Source organism: Paraburkholderia sp. JPY465 (genome assembly GCF_050436725.1).
In the GTDB taxonomy this organism is placed as follows: Bacteria; Pseudomonadota; Gammaproteobacteria; order Burkholderiales; family Burkholderiaceae; genus Paraburkholderia; species Paraburkholderia youngii.
In genome coordinates this window covers 917,041-934,620 of the sequence record NZ_JBNDMT010000003.1, presented here as the reverse complement: position 1 = coordinate 934,620, position 17,580 = coordinate 917,041, and the positions used below count along the sequence as shown (strand labels likewise).

Genomic DNA, 17,580 nt, shown 5'->3' with positions numbered 1-17,580 from the left:
CTGTTTGCCGGTGCAATACCAACGGCCGGAAGGCATAGGAAGCACGCACCGTCGGATTGGAAGCGCGCCTCGAAGCGCGTTCGCTTTTTTCACAATACGAGATACAATCAGTTTTCGCTGTTTGATGCATCCACCGATTCTCATATGAGCGATACGAACCCGGATCCCAAAACCTCGATCCAGGTGATCGAACGCATGATGCGCCTGCTCGACGCACTGGCGGCACATAGCGACCCGGTCAGCCTGAAAGAACTGGCCCTCCGCACGGAGTTGCACCCCTCCACCGCGCACCGCATCCTGAACGATATGGTGATGTGCCGGCTGGTCGACCGTTCGGACCCCGGCACCTACCGTCTCGGCATGCGCCTGCTCGAACTCGGCAATCTCGTCAAGGCGCGCCTGTCCGTGCGCGACGCGGCGCTTACGCCGATGCGCGAGCTGCACCGTCAGACCGGGCAGACCGTGAACCTGTCGGTGCGTCAGGGCGACGAAATCGTGTATATCGAACGCGCGTATTCGGAGCGCTCTGGCATGCAGGTGGTGCGGGCGATCGGCGGGCGCGCGCCGCTCCATCTGACTTCGGTCGGCAAGCTGTTTCTCGCCGCCGACGAAGCCACCCGCGTGCGGGCCTATGCAACCCGCACCGGTCTGTCGGGCCACACGCAGAACAGCATCACCGATCTCGCGAAACTCGAGCGCGAGTTGTCGCACGTGCGCCAGCAGGCCTGCGCGCGCGACAACGAGGAACTGGAGTTGGGCGTGCGCTGCATCGCCGCCGGCATTTACGACGATACGGGCAAGCTGGTCGCGGGGCTGTCGCTGTCGGCGCCGGCCGATCGCTTGCAGGATTCGTGGCTCGGGCAGTTGAGCCAGACCGCGTTGATGATTTCGGAGTCGCTAGGGTACCGGCCGCAGGCGCAGCAGGATCATTCGCACGGCTCGCACAGTTCACACGGCCAGCATTCGTAGGCCGCACGCGCAGCGGCCGTTTGGCCGCAGTTGCACCCTTGCGCTCGCTCTCTTCGACGCCAATGAAAAAAGCCTCGCATCCGCGAGGCTTTTTCTTTGCGATAACCGCAGCCGGCAAATCGTTCCGGCTTCAGGTACCGGGACCGCCGGCATCCGCGCTCGTGATACGCGCCTGGTCGCCGCCGTTGTCGAGCCATGTACGCAGACGCGTCGCGTCCGCGAAACGCGAGTACTTGCCCGACGAATCGAGCAGCACCAGGATCATCGGCCGGCCGTGGATGGTCGCCTGCATCACGAGACACTCGCCCGCTTCGTTGATGAAGCCGGTCTTCTGCAGACCGATGTCCCACGTCGGGTTGCGCACCAGCGCGTTCGTGCTGTTATACGCGAGCGTGCGCTTGCCGGTGTACACCTCGTAGCTGTGATCGGTCGAGAACTTGCGGATCAACGGGTACTGATACGCCGCGTTGACCATCTTCACCAGATCGCGCGCGCTCGACACGTTCATGCTCGTCAGACCGGTCGGGTTCTCGAAGTGCGTGTCGTTCATGCCGAGTTGCCTGGCCTTCGCGTTCATCGCCGCCAGGAACGCCGGGCGGCCGCCCGGGTAGTAGCGCGACAACGCCGCCGCCGCGCGGTTTTCCGACGCCATCAGCGCGATGTGCAGCATGTCTTCTCGCGATAGCACCGAGCCCACCGCCAAACGCGAACCGGTGTTCTTCTCGTAGTCGCGGTCTTCGTCGGTGACTTCGATCTGGTCGGTCATCGGCTCTTTCGAATCGAGCACCACCATCGCGGTCATCAGCTTGCTGATCGACGCGATCGGCACCACGGCACGCGAGTTCTTGTCGAACAGCGTCTCGCCGCTGTTCTGGTCGACTACGTAGGCGACGCTCGAGCGCAGCATCAGCGCGTCCGGTGTCTCGTGCAAACCAAACGCCTGGCCGACGCTCGGTTGGCGCGGCTCGAAAGCGACGCGTCGCATCACCGAATGGTGTCGGCCGTTTGCCGCGAACGTCACACGCTTGCGTTTGACGTTGGCGCGCGGCGCATCTTCGTCGGCGGCAGCGGCTTTCACGGCCTCGCCCTTGCCGGCTTTCGCTGCCTCAGCCTTGCCGGCTTTCGCCGCACGGCTCGACACTTTTTCAGTGGCGGCCGCTTGCGCCGGCTTTTTGGCGGCTTTTGCGTGTTTGGAAGTTTTTGCGGATGCAGCAGACGTAGCCGCAAAAGTGCTGACAGGCGCAGCGAACGCCGCTGTGACGGCCAGCGAGACGGCCACCGACAGAGCGGTGCTGCGCGCCGCGCCGTGGAGCGCCTTTAGCGACGAAAACATGTCGGTTTTCATGGGTGTTCGATAGGGAGCGGCGAGAGGTTTCCGCAAGTGTAGTAAAGCAACGAAAAATTAGCAATTTGAAGCACTTATACGCGGTCCTTAAACCGGCTTGTCAGCTCCGATCGCGAAAACACAAATAAGTGCCGCGCCTCGATCGAAAAAAACGATCGTCGCCAGCAAGCCTCGCCATTGCTGCCGCCCAGCCCAACCGAGCAGATCCTTGCAGGATAACGGCAATTTTGAGACAACCTTGATCCGGGGAAATACTGTCAGAGCGCCGGCGCACACTACTGCGCCGCGCCATGCGGGCGTTGCGAGCGTGCGACAGACTTTTAAGTGTCTAACGAAAGTCGCTAACGCGCGTTCGACTGCCTTCGTTCTTTAACGTTCCTTGTCATCGGGTGGTTTACATCGAATCGATGATGATTGGTTTTTCAGGGACGAAGCGCTGCGATGCTACGCGTGCCGGGCCCGCAAAAAGGTTTTGACAGGGAAAATAACCTCCTGACTGCCTGTTGAGCGGGTCGTTTATCTCGCACCAGCAAGGTGCAAGGACCCAATCGTTCCGCGTCATATTAATGACATGCCTACTGTATAACCTGTTGTTTTATCGGCGCTTTCTTAACATTGTGCGACGCACAAAAAACGCTTGACATTCTTTGTGACCATCCTAAAATGGGAACCATTGCTGCGATGCACAATACATCGCAGTCCTGGCGGACGATCAATCGGCGTCTTGCCACCCACCCAATGCGGTCCGCACAGACCGGCCGCGATCCAGGAGCGTAAACCATGACTCTGCTGACCCCTGAGCAATTCGCCGCAGCCCAGAAAGCCAACTTCGAAACCCTGTTCGGCCTGACGACCAAAGCATTTGAAGGCGTCGAAAAGCTGGTTGAGCTGAACCTGCAAGTTGTGAAGTCCACGCTCGCCGAAAGCCAGGAAAATGCCCAACGCGCGCTGTCCGTGAAGGACGCGCAGGAACTGCTGGCACTGCAAGCAAGCCTTGCACAGCCGGTCGCTGAAAAGGCGCTGTCGTATGGCCGCCACGTGTACGAAATCGTTTCGGCAACGCAAGGTGAATTCACCCGCGTCGCGGAAGCACAATTCGAAGAGCAAAACCGCAAGGTTCAGGCGCTCGTCGAAAACGTCGCCAAGAACGCACCGGCTGGTTCGGAAACCGCTGTCGCCGTGATGAAGTCGGCTATCACCGCGGCCAACACCACGTACGAAACGGTCCACAAGGCAACCCGCCAGGCTGTCGAAATCGCCGAAAGCAACTTCAATGCAGCTGCAACGGCTGCTTCGAAGGCAGCTTCGCAAGCCGCTGCACAAGCATCGCGCGCTGCCGCCAAGAAGGCAGTCTAAGCTTCACGCATCAACACGCCAGGCTTTAAATACCTGGCGTCGTCGTCTTTCACGCCGGCCCAGCCTTCGCGCTGCGCCGGCGTTATCGCAAGCAACAGCGTCGTGCCGTTGCCGCTTATACGGTTTGATGGGCCGAACGCTCCGATACGTTGCAATGACGTATCGTTTGCCCGGCCGCCAAGCCGGGATTTTTTTGCCCGCCTACCGGGCGCCAGGAAAACAGAAACGGCGCGCTCCGACATGGAGCGCGCCGTTTTTCTTTGCGCCACAGCCTGACCCGCTTCGCCGGGCCCGCATGTCGCGATGCAGGCCCGGCGCACCGCCTTACTTCTTCTTGACGGGCGGCAGATCGGTACAGACGCCTTCATACAACTCGGCCGCCATGCCGATCGATTCGCCGAGCGTCGGATGCGGATGGATCGTCTTGCCGATATCCGTGGCGTCCGCGCCCATCTCGATCGCGAGACAGACCTCGCTGATCAGGTCGCCCGCGTTCAGACCGACGATACCGCCGCCGATCACGCGATGCGTCTCCTCATCGAACAGCAGCTTCGTGAAGCCTTCGTCGCGGCCGTTGGCGATCGCGCGGCCCGACGCGGCCCACGGAAACACCGCCTTGCCGAACTTGATGCCTTCGGCTTTCAGCTGGTCTTCCGTCTTGCCGGCCCATGCCACTTCCGGATCGGTGTAAGCCACCGACGGAATCTGCATCGCGTCGAAATACGCCTTCTCGCCATGCGCGGCTTCCGCCGCCACGTGGCCTTCGTGCACGGCCTTGTGCGCGAGCATCGGCTGACCGACGATATCGCCGATCGCGAAGATGTGCGGCACGTTCGTGCGCTGCTGCTTGTCGACTTCGATGAAGCCGCGATCGGTCACCGCGACCCCGGCCTTTTCCGCGCCGATCCGCTTGCCGTTCGGCGAGCGGCCCACGGCCACCAGCACGAGGTCATAGCGTTGCGGCTCGGCCGGCGCCTTCTCGCCCTCGAACGACACGTAAATACCGTCGTCCTTCGCTTCGGCCGCGACGGTCTTGGTCTTCAGCATCACGTTCGCGAAACGCTTGCTGTTGTACTTCTCCCAGACCTTGACCAGATCGCGGTCCGCGCCGGTCATCAGGCCTTCGAGCATTTCGACGACGTCGATCTGCGCGCCGAGCGTCGAGTACACGGTCGCCATTTCGAGACCGATGATGCCGCCGCCGATCACGAGCATGCGCTGCGGAATCTGGCGCAGTTCGAGCGCGCCGGTCGAATCGACGACCCGCGGGTCTTCCGGAATGAACGGCAGCTTCACCGCTTCCGAGCCCGCCGCGATGATCGCCTGCTTGAACTTGACGACCTTCTTGCCGCCCTCGGTCTGCACTTCCATGTGGTTCGGATCGACGAACGCGCCGGTGCCCGTCACCACTTCGACTTTGCGCATCTTGGCCATGCCCGCGAGACCGCCGGTCAGCTTCTTGACCACGCCGGATTTGAAATCGCGCAGCTTGTCGAGGTCGATCTGCGGCTTGCCGAACGTGATGCCGTGCGACGCGAGATCTGCCGCTTCGTCGATGACGAGCGCGGTGTGCAGCAGCGCCTTCGACGGGATACAGCCGACGTTCAGACACACGCCGCCGAGCGTCGGATAACGCTCGACCAGCACGGTCTTCATACCGAGATCGGCGGAGCGGAACGCGGCGGAATAGCCGCCGGGGCCCGAACCGAGCACGAGCATGTCGCACTCGATGTCCGCGCTGCCCGCATAGCTGCCGGCCTGCGGCGCCGGTGCGGCGGCCTTCGGCGCGGCAGGCGCCGGTGCGGGCGCCGCCTTTTCCGGTTCCTTCGCCGCGGGCGCGGCCGCAGCCGCGCCGCCCGCCGCTGCCTCTACGAGAGCGATCACCGTGCCCTGCGAAACCTTGTCGCCCGGCTTGATGCGCACTTCCTTGACGGTGCCGGCGGTATCGCTCGGCACTTCCATCGACGCCTTGTCGGATTCGAGCGTCAGCAGCGACTGCTCCTGCTCGATGACGTCACCCGGCTTGATGTTGACTTCGATGACGTCGACGTCCTTGAAGTCACCGATGTCCGGCACTTTTACTTCGACGAGACTCATGGTGTCCCCTTCTCTTATTGATCGATGATGAGCGGCGCGTTCGGCGCGCACGGCGCACGCGAACGCGCGGACGGCGCGACGCGGATCAGTTGGAACTATCCGCGCCCGCGCCGGCGGACCTCACCAGCCGGTCAAAGAATCACACGCCGGAAATCGGCAAGAATCGAACCGAGGTATGCGTTGAAGCGCGCGGCTTCCGCTCCGTCGATCACGCGATGGTCATACGACAGCGACAGCGGCATGGTCAGGCGCGGCTCGAACTGCTTGCCATCCCACACCGGCTTCATCGCGCTGCGCGACAGGCCGAGAATCGCGACTTCAGGCGCGTTGATGATCGGCGTGAAGTGCGTGCCGCCGATACCGCCCAGCGACGAGATCGAGAAGCAGCCACCTTGCATCTGGTCCGGCTTCAGCTTGCCTTCGCGCGCGGCCTTCGACAGGTCGGCCATTTCCTTCGCGATGTCGACGAGACCCTTCTTGTCCGCGTCGCGAATCACCGGAACGACGAGGCCGTTCGGCGTGTCCGCGGCAAAACCGATGTGGTAGTACTGCTTGAACACCAGGTTGTCGCCGTCGAGGCTCGCGTTGAAGGTCGGGAATTTCTTCAGGGCCGCCACGCAGGCCTTGATCACGAACGCGAGCATCGTGAACTTGACGCCCGCCTTTTCGTGTTCCTTGTTCAGCTTCACGCGCAGCGCTTCGAGCTCGGTGATGTCCGCTTCGTCGTTGTTCGTGACGTGTGGGATCATGACCCAGTTGCGATGCAGGTTCGCGCCCGAGATCTTCTTGATGCGCGACAGCGGCTTCGGATCGATCGGACCGAACTTCGTGAAGTCGACCTTCGGCCACGGCAGCAGATTCAGCTCGCCACCGCCGGCGGCCGGCGCGGCGGCTCCTGCCGGCGCTGCGCGCTGGCCGGTCATCACGCCCTTCACGAACGCGGTCACGTCGGCCTGCGTAATGCGGCCCTTCGGACCCGTGCCCTTCACCTGGCTCACGTCGACGCCGAGTTCGCGTGCGAACTTGCGCACCGACGGCGAAGCGTGGCTCGGATGACGCGTGCCGCCTTCGCCGGCCGGGATCAGGGGCGCCTGTGCAAGCGCGGACGGCGCGGCCGGTGCCGGGGTCGGCGTGGCCGGTGCGTCGGACGGCTTCTCGGTCGGCGCCTTCGCCGCCGGTGCCGGCGCGGGTGCCGGAGCAGCGCCGGCTTCCGCTTCGATCACGACGATGACCGAGCCTTCCGACACGGTATCGCCAACCTTGACCTTCACTTCCTTGACGACGCCGGCGGCCGAGCTCGGCACGTCCATCGTCGCCTTATCGGATTCGAGCGTGACGAGCGACTGTTCCTTCTCGACGCGATCGCCGACCTTCACCGCGATCTCGATCACGGGAACGTCTTTGTAGTCGCCGATATCCGGCACCTTGATTTCCTGCACGCCGCCGCCTGCCGCCGCGGGCGCGGGCGCCGCGGCCGGAGCTGCCGCCGGTGCCGGTGCCGCTGCAGGAGCCGCCGCCGGCGCGGGCGCCGCGGCTGCCGCGTTGGCGCCTTCCAGCACGACGATCAGCGTGCCTTCGGACACCGCATCGCCGACCTTGACCTTCACTTCCTTGACGACGCCGTCAGCCGAGCTCGGCACGTCCATCGTCGCCTTGTCGGATTCCAGCGTAACGAGCGATTGCTCTTTTTCGACGGTGTCACCCGCCTTTACCAGCACCTCGATCACAGGGACGTCCTTGTAATCGCCGATGTCCGGCACCTTGACTTCGATCGCTTGACTCATTGTTAGTGTCTCCTGGGCCGCGCACGCCGCCTGCCCCTCGCGACGAGGAGCAGGCGCGTGCATCGTGGCACACGGGTGATGCCTTAGACGGTCATCGGGTTGGGTTTGGCGGGATCAAGGTTGTACTTCTTGAGCGCCTCGGCGACCACCTTGCGTTCGATCGTGCCTTCGTCTGCCAGCGCGTTGAGCGCGGCGACCGTGACCCAGTAGCGATCGACTTCGAAGAAGTGACGCAGCTTCTCGCGCGTGTCCGAACGGCCGTAGCCGTCGGTGCCCAGCACGACGAACTTCTGCGGCACGAACGCGCGGATCTGCTCGGTCAGCGCACGCACGTAGTCGGTCGATGCGATGACCGGACCCGGCGCGTCCTTCAGCAGCTTCTCGACGTGCGACAGCTTCTTCTCTTCGGTCGGGTGCAGCAGGTTCCAGCGCTGCACTTCGTGACCTTCGCGCGCGAGCTCGGTGAAGCTCGGCACGCTCCACAGGTCGGCGTTGACGCCCCAGTCGTTCTTCAGCAGGTCGGCCGCGGCGATCACTTCGTTGAAGATCGTGCCCGCGCCCATCAGTTGTACATGCGGCGCCTTCTTGTCGGCAGCGGTCTTGCTGAACGAGTACATGCCCTTGATGATGTCCTCGGCCACGCTTTCCAGCCCCGCGCCCTGCGGGATTGCCGGGTGTTCGTAGTTCTCGTTCATCACCGTGATGTAGTAATACACATCTTCCTGCTCGGCGACCATGCGGCGCAGACCGTCCTGCACGATGACCGCGAGTTCGTAGCCGAACGTCGGGTCGTAGCTGATGCAGTTCGGCACCGAAGCCGCCCACAGCAGCGAGTGGCCGTCTTCGTGTTGCAGACCTTCGCCGTTCAGCGTCGTGCGACCGGCCGTGCCGCCCAGCAGGAAGCCGCGCGAGCGCATGTCGCCCGCGGCCCATGCGAGGTCGCCGATGCGCTGGAAGCCGAACATCGAGTAGAAGATGTAGAACGGGATCATGATCTCGCCGTGCGTCGAGTACGACGTCGCGGCTGCGATCCAGTCGGCCATGCCGCCGGCTTCGTTGATGCCTTCCTGCAGGATCTGACCGGTTTCCGACTCACGGTAGAACATCAGCTGGTCGGAATCTTCCGGCACGTACTTCTGGCCGTCCTGATTCCAGATGCCGATCTGACGGAACAGACCTTCCATACCGAACGTACGCGACTCGTCCGGCACGATCGGCACGACGCGCTTGCCGAGCGCCTTGTCCTTCAGCAGGATGTTCAGGATCCGCACGAACGCCATCGTCGTGGAGATCTCGCGGCCTTCGCCCGTGCCTTTCAGGAGCGGCTCGAAAGCCGACAGTTCCGGCACCGGCAGCGACTGGGCCTTCTGACGACGCGCCGGCAGATAACCGCCGAGGTCCATGCGCTTCTGGCGCATGTATTCGAGTTCCTTCGAGCCTTCCTCGAAGGTCAGGTACGGCACGTCGACGATCTGCTCGTCCGTGATCGGCAGACGGAACTGGTCGCGGAATTTCTTCAGCTGCTCCACCTGCATCTTCTTCTGCTGGTGGGTGATGTTCATCGCCTGGCCGGCTTCGCCCATGCCGTAGCCCTTGATCGTCTTCGCGAGGATGACGGTCGGCTGGCCCTTCGAATTGGTCGCTTCCGTGAACGCCGCGTAGATCTTGTGCGGATCATGGCCGCCGCGGTTCAGATTCCAGATGTCGTCGTCGGACCAGTCGGCGACCAGCGCCTTCAGTTCCGGCGTGTTGAAGAAGTGCTCGCGCACGAACGCGCCCGACTCCGACTTGTACGTCTGGTATTCGCCGTCGACGACTTCCATCATGCGGCGCATCAGCGCGCCCGACTTGTCGCGCGCGAAGAGGGCATCCCAGCGGCTGCCCCAGATGACCTTGATCACGTTCCAGCCGGCGCCGCGGAATTCGCTTTCGAGTTCCTGGATGATCTTGCCGTTGCCGCGCACAGGACCGTCGAGACGCTGCAGGTTGCAGTTGATCACGAACACGAGGTTGTCCAGCCGCTCGCGGCCGGCCATGCCGATCGCGCCGAGCGATTCCGGCTCGTCCGTTTCGCCGTCGCCGAGGAAGGCCCAGACCTTGCGGCCGTCGGTCTTCGCGATGCCGCGCGCCTGCAGGTACTTCATGAAGCGCGCCTGGTAGATCGCCATGATCGGGCCGAGGCCCATCGACACGGTCGGGAATTGCCAGAAGTCCGGCATCAGCCACGGGTGCGGATACGACGAGATGCCCTCGCCGCCGACTTCCTGGCGGAAGTTGTCGAGCTGATTGTCGGTCAGGCGACCGAGCAGGAACGCGCGCGAGTAGACGCCCGGCGACGAGTGGCCTTGCACGAACACGAGGTCACCACCGTGCTCGGCCGACGGTGCGTGCCAGAAGTGGTTGTAGCCGACGTCGTACAGCGTGGCGGCCGACGCGAACGACGCGATGTGGCCGCCGACGTTGGTTTCCTTGCCCGCGCGCAGCACCATGGCCATCGCGTTCCAGCGGGTGTACGAGCGGATGCGGTGTTCGATGTCCTGGTCGCCGGGGTTCTTGGCCTGGCGCGCGACCGGAATCGTGTTGATGTAAGGCGTGTTGGCGGAGAACGGCAGATGTTCGCCGTGCACCCGTGCAAATTCGATCTGCTTTTCGATCAGGTAGTGGGCACGGTCAGGGCCAACAGCAGAAATCACGCCATCCAGCGCTTCCAGCCATTCGCCGGTTTCCTGGGGATCGTCGTCTTTCTCGGCGGCGACATATTTCATGACTTCGTCGGGTACAGCGGACATGCTCGTCTCCTGGGTATGGGGAACGCACTTTGAACAGATCACGCGGACGCAGGATAGGCCGCGGCAGCACCGGCTGATTGTAATAAGGGTCCCGACGTCAACGCAATCAAATTTTCAAATTACGAGATCAATTCTCACAATGCGGAAAATTGCTGCAACGCAACCTGGTTTGACTGCCGTTAGACCGATCCGTCGGCTAGTTTGCGCCGATTAACTGCACTTTCCGCGCTTTTTTGCGTCATTTGTCGGGGACGTGCTGAGCTACAATGCCACGCATGTTGACCGAACGGCTTTTCTCTCGCTCGGCGCGCACCGCGGGTTCGCCGGCGGATTCGTCGCCGTCCCCGCGCTGGCACCACGGACCCTGGTGGTCCAATTCCTATTTGCTGACGCCGCTGCTGTCGATCCTGGTATTCCTGGTCGTCATGAGCCTGATTCTCTGGAGTCTGAACCGGCGCGAACAGCAGCAGCAGGAAGACACGCTGTACCGCAACGTCGCGTGGGCGCAGCAGCAGATCCGGCTGTCGATGACAGGCGCGCAGGAACAGATTCAGGCGCTCGCGCGCGACCTCGCCGCCGGCCATGCTGACGAGCATTCGTTCCAGGTGAACACCACGGACATCATGCAGGGGCATCCCGAGATCCTCTACATGAACTGGTACACCGCTCAGCAGCAGCCGCGCTGGCCCAATGCCGCGCCGCCGGTGCTAGGCCAGCGGCTCGCGCGGCCCAACGACGCACAAATGGACGAAGCGGTCAAAGCCGGTTTCGCCGAGGCGCGCAACACGCGCCGCCAGGTGTACTCGCCGCTTATCTACGACGACCTCGGCAACGGCTTCATCACGTTGCAAACGCCGATCTTCCGCGACCGCGATTTCCTCGGCACGATCGCCGCGGTGTTCTCGGTGGAAGGCATTCTGAAGCGCGACATCCCGCCCGAGCTGTCGGCCAAATACAAGATCTCGATCATCGACGTGAACAACCGCGAGTTGACCACCACGTCGACCCGCCCGCGCCTGCCGCGCGACATGTTCTACGACCTGCCGCTCGACCCGCCGGGCCAGGGCATCTCGGTGCGCGTATACGCGTTCCCGCAGATCACCAACTTCACGAACAACACGCTGGTGTGGCTGGTCGCCGGCCTCTCCTGCTTCGTGCTGTGGAGCCTGTGGAGTCTGTGGAAGCACACCCGGCAGCGCTTCGAGGCGCAGCAGGCGCTGTACGCGGAAGCGTTTTTCCGCCGCGCAATGGAAAACTCGGTGCTGATCGGCATGCGCGTGCTCGACATGCACGGCCGCATCACGCACGTGAACCCGGCGTTCTGCCGCATGACCGGCTGGGACGAAAGCGACCTCGTCGGCAAGAGCGCGCCGTTCGCGTACTGGCCGCGCGACGCGTACCCGGAGATGCAGCGCCAGCTCGACATGACGCTGCGCGGCAAGGCGCCCTCGTCCGGCTTCGAGCTGCGCGTGCGGCGCAAGGACGGTTCGACGTTCCACGCACGGCTCTACGTGTCGCCGCTGATCGACAGCTCGGGCCGCCAGACTGGCTGGATGTCGTCGATGACCGACATCACCGAGCCGAAGCGCGCGCGCGAAGAACTCGCCGCCGCCCATGAGCGCTTCACGACCGTGCTCGAAAGCCTCGATGCGGCGGTGTCGGTGCTCGCCGCCGACGAAGCCGAACTGCTGTTCGCGAACCGCTACTACCGGCATCTGTTCGGCATCCGCCCGGACGGTCACCTCGAACTCGCGGGCGGCGGCTTCGACAGCTCGCAGGCGTCGTCCGATTCGATCGACATGGTCGACACCTTCGTCGGCCTGCCCGCCGCGGCGCTGACCGAAAGCACCGCCGACGCGCAGGAAATCTACATCCCCGGCATCCAGAAGTGGTTCGAGGTGCGGCGCCAGTACATCCAGTGGGTCGACGGCCATCTCGCGCAGATGCAGATCGCAACCGACATCACGACCCGCAAGCGCGCCCAGGAGCTGGCGCGCCAGCAGGACGAGAAGCTGCAGTTCACGAGCCGCCTGATGACGATGGGCGAAATGGCCTCGTCGCTCGCGCACGAATTGAACCAGCCGCTCGCCGCGATCAACAACTATTGCTCCGGGACCGTCGCACTGGTTAAATCCGGTCGGACGACGCCCGACAATCTGCTGCCGGTGCTCGAAAAGACCGCACAGCAGGCGGTGCGCGCCGGCATGATCATCAAGCGTATCCGCGAGTTCGTGAAGCGCAGCGAGCCGAAGCGTCAGGCCACGCGGGTCGCGGATATCGTCGCCGACGCGGTGGGTCTCGCCGAAATCGAGGCAAGAAAGCGGCGGATTCGCATCGTCACCGATCTGCGCTCGCGGCTGCCGGTGATCTACGTCGATCCGGTGCTGATCGAGCAGGTCCTGGTGAACCTGCTGAAGAACGGCGTCGAGGCGATGGCCGAAGCGCGCCCGAACGCGGTCGACCCAGTGATCCGCGTAGTCGTGCGGCTGGAGAGCGGCTTCGTTTGCATCAGCGTCGTCGATCAGGGGCCGGGCGTCGACGAAACGACCGCCGAGCGTCTGTTCGAACCGTTTTACAGCACCAAGTCCGATGGCATGGGCATGGGGCTGAACATTTGCCGTTCGATTATCGAATCGCATCGCGGGCGTCTGTGGGTGGTCAACAATGTCGAGTCCGACGGCCACATCACGGGTGCCACGTTCCATTGCAGTCTGCCTATTGGGGAGCCTGACGGCCCGAGCAACGGCGGGTCCGAGGCGCCGACACCACAAACCGTTACGGGAGAGCTATGAACAGCCCAGTCACCACCCAGGAAACCGTCTTTGTCGTCGACGACGACGAGGCCGTGCGAGATTCGCTGCGCTGGCTGCTGGAGGCGAACGGCTACCGCGTTCAATGCTTCCTGAGCGCAGAACAGTTCCTCGACGCATGGCAGCCGCATCAGCATCCGGGCCAGATCGCGTGCCTGATCCTCGACGTGCGGATGTCCGGCATGAGCGGGCTCGAGTTGCAGGAACGCCTGATCGCCGACAACGCTTCGCTGCCGATCATCTTCGTGACGGGCCACGGCGACGTGCCGATGGCCGTGTCGACGATGAAGAAAGGCGCGATGGACTTCATCGAAAAGCCGTTCGACGAAGCCGAACTGCGCAAGCTCGTCGAGCGCATGCTCGACAAGGCGCGCAGTGAAAGCACCAGCGTCCAGCAGCAGCGTGCCGCGGCCGAGCGCCTCGGCAAGCTGACCGCGCGTGAGCATCAGGTGCTCGAGCGGATCATCGCGGGCCGCCTGAACAAGCAGATCGCCGACGACCTCGGCATCAGCATCAAGACGGTCGAAGCGCATCGCGCGAACATCATGGAAAAGCTGAACGTCAACACGGTCGCCGATCTGCTGCGACTCGCGCTGTCGAACAAGCCGCAAACGGCGCAGTAACGTCGCGCAGTAACGTCGGTATGGGCGGCCCTTCGCTCGGAGGGCCGTCTCTAAGTGACCGCCATGCGGCGGTTGCGTCGCCGGTTCGCGACGGCGTGAGCGTCGCTGAGTCCGGCGTGCGCGTGGCGTTCGAGCGGCCTGCCCCGCCGCCCGCGTTGCGCTTTCTTGCCGTCACACGTCCCGCCCCACTCCTCCCGTGCGCTTCCACGCGCCGCGAATCCCCTGCGGAAGCACGCCCGTCGCGCCGGTATAATGTCGGACTTTGCAGCGGCGCCTTGCCCGAACCGGCAACGCGCCTGTCGCGGGCTACCCGGCTTCGTCGAGCAGCCGAAGCACGCCGTCGCGCGCGCCCTCCGCGCGAGCGCTTCGCCCCGCCAGCCCAAACCGCCTGCCCCGAATCGATTCCCGATCTCCAACCTCGACTCAACGTTCGACCGACCATGACTGCCAAACTGATCGACGGCCTCGCCCTCTCCAAGACCCTGCGCGCCGACGTCGCGGCGCGCGCCGCAGCCCTGACCGCCCGCGGCCATCAGCCGGGCCTCGCCGTGATTCTGGTCGGCGACAATCCGGCCAGCGAAGTGTATGTGCGCAACAAGGTGAAAGCCTGCCACGACAACGGCCTCGGCTCGTCGTTCGACCGCTATCCGGCCGACCTGCCCGAAGCCGAGCTGCTCGCGCGCATCGACGAGCTGAACCGCGATCCGGCCATCCACGGCATCCTCGTGCAGCTGCCGCTGCCGAAGCACATCGACAGCCACAAGGTGATCGAGGCGATCGCGCCCGAGAAAGATGTCGACGGTTTCCACGTCGCCAATGCGGGCGCGTTGCTGACCGGCCAGCCGCTATTCCGTCCGTGCACGCCGTACGGCGTGATGAAAATGTTCGAGGCCTACGGCATCGAGCTGAAGGGCGCCAACGCGGTGGTGATCGGCCGCTCGAACATTGTCGGCAAGCCGATGGCGCTGCTGCTGCTCGAAGCGGGCGCGACCGTCACGATCTGCCACAGCAAGACGCGCGATCTGGCCGCGCACACCCGCAACGCCGATGTCGTGGTCGCCGCGACCGGTCTGCGTAACATCCTGACCGCGGACATGGTGAAGCCGGGCGCGACCGTGATCGACGTCGGCATGAATCGCGACGACGCCGGCAAGCTGTGCGGCGACGTCGACTTCGCGGGCGTCAAGGAAGTGGCCGGCCATATCACGCCGGTGCCGGGCGGCGTCGGCCCAATGACGATCACGATGCTGCTCGTCAACACGATCGAAGCAGCCGAGCGCGAGGCGAACGCGGCCAAGGCGTAATCGCCGCGCGGTCAGTGCGAGGCGGAGTGAGGCGACTCATCCGTCTCGTGCACCGGGTCGTCTCCCGCCCTCCTCTCTCGCAGAACCACCCCATCATCACCGCGCCGCCGGACCCCGCGGCCCACGCCCCGCCCCAACGCGCGCCAGCGCACCGCAACATCTGTTAATTTGTCAGCCGATGGATTGGAATCGGCGCTTCCCGCCCCAATACTGTCGTTAGCCGGTGCCGCCGCGCGCCGATCGTCGAGCGACACGCCACCAGACGACTCGCACGAACGCCGCCGCACCGCCCACTTCACCCGCGTCAGACAGGAAGCCCTATGTCCACTACCGCCACGCCTCAAGACAACCCGCTCCTCGATTTTTCCGATCTGCCGCGCTTTGGCTCCATCCGACCCGAGCACGTGACGCCCGCCCTCGACGTGCTGCTCGCCGACGCGGCGGCCGCCGTCGAGCGTGCCGCGCTGCCGGTCACGCCCGCGTCGTGGGCCGACGTCGTCGAACCGGTCGAGCGCGCCACCGAGCCGCTGTCGCGCGCGTGGAGCGTGATCGGCCATCTGAATGCCGTTGCCGATACGCCCGAGCTGCGTGCCGTGTACGGGGAGAACCTGCCGCGCGTGACCGAATTCTGGTCGAGCGTCGGCCAGAATCTCGCGCTCTACGAGAAGTACAAGGCACTGAACGCGAGCGACGAGTTTGCGTCGCTGAACGGCGAACGCAAGAAGATCCTCAGCAACGCGCTGCGTGACTTCCGCCTGTCCGGCGCCGAGTTGCCGGAAGACCAGAAGCCGCGTTTCGCCGAATTGCAGGAGCGCCAGGCGGCGCTGTCGAAGGCGTTTTCGGATCACGTGCTCGATGCGACCAACGCGTATGCGTACATCGTCGATGCGGGCAACGAGGCGCAACTGGCGGGCCTTCCCGAAGACGTGATCGAAGCCGCGAAGGAAGCCGCCGGGCGCGACGGCAAGACCGGCTACAAGTTCACGCTGCACTTCCCTTCGTATTTCCCGGTCATGCAGTACTCGGAAAACCGTCCGATGCGCGAAGCGATGTATCGCGCGTACGTGACGCGCGCGTCCGAGCTCGGCGCACAGTACGGCAACGGCAAGAGCGAGTGGGACAACACCCAGGTGCTCGCGGACGAACTGAAGCTGCGCGCCGAAGAAGCGCAGATGCTCGGCTACGGCAACTTCGCCGAAGTGTCGCTCGCGCCGAAGATGGCCGAATCGCCGGCTCAGGTGATGGCCTTCCTCGAAGACCTTGCGACGCGCGCGCGTCCGCATGCGGAGCAGGACTGGAAGGAGCTGCGCGAATTCGCCGCGAGCGAACTCGGCATGACCGATCTGCAGCCGTGGGACATGACGTTCGCCGCCGAGCGTCTGCGCCAGAAGCGCTATTCGTTCTCGGAAAACGAAGTGAAGCAGTACTTCCCCGAAGACGCGGTGTTCAAAGGTCTGTTCAAGGTCACCGAGACGCTGTTCGGCGTGCGCATCCGCCGCGACGATGCAGCCGTCTGGCATCCGGACGTGCGCTTTTTCCGCGTCGAGAATCAGGACGGCGGCCTCGTCGCGCAGTTCTATCTCGACCTGTATGCACGCGAAGGCAAGCGCGGCGGCGCCTGGATGGACGACGCGCGCGGCCGTCACAAGCTCGCGCACGGCGCGGTGCAAACGCCGGTCGCGTATCTGACGTGTAATTTCTCGGCGCCGGTCGGCAGCAAGCCCGCCTGCTTCACGCACGACGAAGTGATCACGCTGTTCCACGAGTTCGGCCACGGCTTGCATCACATGCTTACGCGCGTCGATGAGCTCGGCGTGTCGGGCATCAACGGCGTCGAATGGGATGCGGTCGAACTGCCGTCGCAGTTCATGGAGAACTTCTGCTGGGAATGGGACGTGCTGTCCGACATGACCTCGCACGTCGATACCGGAAAGCCGCTGCCGCGCGAGCTGTTCGACAAGATGCTCGCCGCGAAGAACTTCCAGAGCGGTCTCGGCACGTTGCGGCAGATCGTGTTCTCGATGTTCGACATGCAACTGCATACGGGCTTCGACGCGAACGGTGCGAAGAGCGCCAATGAACTCGCGCGCGAAATCAACGAACGCTTCCACGTCGTGCCGCAAGCGCCGTTCTCGCGCTGGCCGAATACGTTCAGCCATATTTTCGCGGGCGGTTACGCGGCCGGCTACTACAGCTACAAGTGGGCGGAAGTGCTGTCGGCCGATGCGTACGCGGCGTTCGAGGAAGCCGCGCAAGCCGCGGGCAGCGTGCTCGATCAGTCGACCGGCATGCGCTATCGTCGCGAGATTCTGGAAGTGGGCGGCAGCCGTCCGGCGATGGAATCGTTCAAGGCGTTCCGCGGCCGCGAGCCGAATATCGATGCGCTGCTGCGGCATAACGGCATGGCGCCGGGTGCCGCACACTGAGCGATTCGAGCGTCGCGATGCCAATAGAAAAGCCGGCGGTCTGCGCGAGCAGGCCGCCGGTTTTTTCATTCATGCGC

At 64.0% G+C, this 17,580-nt stretch carries 11 protein-coding genes; 6 read left to right on the top strand and 5 right to left on the bottom strand.

What is annotated here, in order from left to right:
* Positions 1-144 precede the first annotated feature (144 nt).
* A complete protein-coding gene (locus QFZ94_RS18890) occupies positions 145-969 on the top strand; it encodes an IclR family transcriptional regulator (RefSeq protein WP_176126472.1) in 825 nt (274 codons plus the stop codon).
* Positions 970-1,099: 130 nt separating this feature from the next.
* On the opposite strand, the gene pbpG is transcribed toward QFZ94_RS18890, so the two are convergent.
* On the bottom strand, positions 1,100-2,314 hold the full coding sequence (gene pbpG / locus QFZ94_RS18885; RefSeq protein ID WP_429458758.1) for a D-alanyl-D-alanine endopeptidase: 1,215 nt from the start codon (positions 2,312-2,314) through the stop codon (positions 1,100-1,102).
* Between the two features lie 780 nt (positions 2,315-3,094).
* Here pbpG and QFZ94_RS18880 point away from each other — a divergent pair.
* The gene (locus tag QFZ94_RS18880) at positions 3,095-3,670 is read left to right on the top strand and encodes a phasin family protein (RefSeq protein WP_013089827.1); all 576 of its coding nucleotides are present in this window, start codon (positions 3,095-3,097) and stop codon (positions 3,668-3,670) included.
* Here QFZ94_RS18880 and QFZ94_RS18875 read toward each other — a convergent pair.
* From QFZ94_RS18875 to aceE, 4 genes are all read right to left on the bottom strand, one after another.
* A complete protein-coding gene (locus tag QFZ94_RS18875; protein WP_368586754.1) occupies positions 3,667-3,912 on the bottom strand; it encodes a hypothetical protein in 246 nt (81 codons plus the stop codon). The two genes, QFZ94_RS18880 and QFZ94_RS18875, sit on opposite strands and share 4 nt — an antisense overlap.
* 82 nt (positions 3,913-3,994) lie before the next feature.
* Entirely contained in the window at positions 3,995-5,767 is a 1,773-nt protein-coding gene (lpdA, locus tag QFZ94_RS18870; protein ID WP_368586753.1) for a dihydrolipoyl dehydrogenase, read from the bottom strand.
* 131 nt (positions 5,768-5,898) lie between these two features.
* Positions 5,899-7,551, bottom strand: coding sequence for a dihydrolipoyllysine-residue acetyltransferase (aceF, locus tag QFZ94_RS18865; RefSeq protein ID WP_429458755.1), 1,653 nt, complete (start codon positions 7,549-7,551; stop codon positions 5,899-5,901).
* Positions 7,552-7,634: 83 nt separating this feature from the next.
* Entirely contained in the window at positions 7,635-10,340 is a 2,706-nt protein-coding gene (gene aceE / locus QFZ94_RS18860; RefSeq protein ID WP_429458753.1) for a pyruvate dehydrogenase (acetyl-transferring), homodimeric type, read from the bottom strand.
* A 275-nt stretch (positions 10,341-10,615) separates the two neighbouring features.
* On the opposite strand from aceE, the gene fixL reads away from it, so the two are divergent.
* The 4 genes from fixL to QFZ94_RS18840 all read left to right on the top strand — a co-directional run bounded on the left by fixL (position 10,616) and on the right by QFZ94_RS18840 (position 17,503).
* Positions 10,616-13,132, top strand: a complete 2,517-nt coding sequence (gene fixL / locus QFZ94_RS18855; RefSeq protein ID WP_217710116.1) for a PAS domain-containing sensor histidine kinase — start codon at positions 10,616-10,618, stop codon at positions 13,130-13,132.
* On the top strand, positions 13,129-13,773 hold the full coding sequence (fixJ, locus tag QFZ94_RS18850) for an oxygen response regulator transcription factor FixJ (protein WP_008922736.1): 645 nt from the start codon (positions 13,129-13,131) through the stop codon (positions 13,771-13,773). The genes fixL and fixJ overlap by 4 nt, the downstream gene beginning before the upstream one ends.
* 440 nt (positions 13,774-14,213) lie before the next feature.
* Positions 14,214-15,077, top strand: coding sequence for a bifunctional methylenetetrahydrofolate dehydrogenase/methenyltetrahydrofolate cyclohydrolase FolD (gene folD / locus QFZ94_RS18845; RefSeq protein WP_368586750.1), 864 nt, complete (start codon positions 14,214-14,216; stop codon positions 15,075-15,077).
* Positions 15,078-15,397: 320 nt separating this feature from the next.
* Positions 15,398-17,503 carry a M3 family metallopeptidase gene (locus QFZ94_RS18840; protein ID WP_429458751.1) on the top strand — a complete coding sequence of 702 codons (2,106 nt, stop codon included), beginning with the start codon at positions 15,398-15,400 and terminating at the stop codon, positions 17,501-17,503.
* The last annotated feature ends 77 nt before the right edge of the window (positions 17,504-17,580 follow it).

Coding starts and splice junctions, on each gene's coding strand:
- QFZ94_RS18890 (WP_176126472.1), top strand. CDS start 145: ATGAGCGATACGAACCCGGATCCCAAAACCTCGATCCAGGTGATCGAA.
- pbpG (WP_429458758.1), bottom strand. CDS start 2,314: ATGAAAACCGACATGTTTTCGTCGCTAAAGGCGCTCCACGGCGCGGCG.
- QFZ94_RS18880 (WP_013089827.1), top strand. CDS start 3,095: ATGACTCTGCTGACCCCTGAGCAATTCGCCGCAGCCCAGAAAGCCAAC.
- QFZ94_RS18875 (WP_368586754.1), bottom strand. CDS start 3,912: ATGTCGGAGCGCGCCGTTTCTGTTTTCCTGGCGCCCGGTAGGCGGGCA.
- lpdA (WP_368586753.1), bottom strand. CDS start 5,767: ATGAGTCTCGTCGAAGTAAAAGTGCCGGACATCGGTGACTTCAAGGAC.
- aceF (WP_429458755.1), bottom strand. CDS start 7,551: ATGAGTCAAGCGATCGAAGTCAAGGTGCCGGACATCGGCGATTACAAG.
- aceE (WP_429458753.1), bottom strand. CDS start 10,340: ATGTCCGCTGTACCCGACGAAGTCATGAAATATGTCGCCGCCGAGAAA.
- fixL (WP_217710116.1), top strand. CDS start 10,616: ATGTTGACCGAACGGCTTTTCTCTCGCTCGGCGCGCACCGCGGGTTCG.
- fixJ (WP_008922736.1), top strand. CDS start 13,129: ATGAACAGCCCAGTCACCACCCAGGAAACCGTCTTTGTCGTCGACGAC.
- folD (WP_368586750.1), top strand. CDS start 14,214: ATGACTGCCAAACTGATCGACGGCCTCGCCCTCTCCAAGACCCTGCGC.
- QFZ94_RS18840 (WP_429458751.1), top strand. CDS start 15,398: ATGTCCACTACCGCCACGCCTCAAGACAACCCGCTCCTCGATTTTTCC.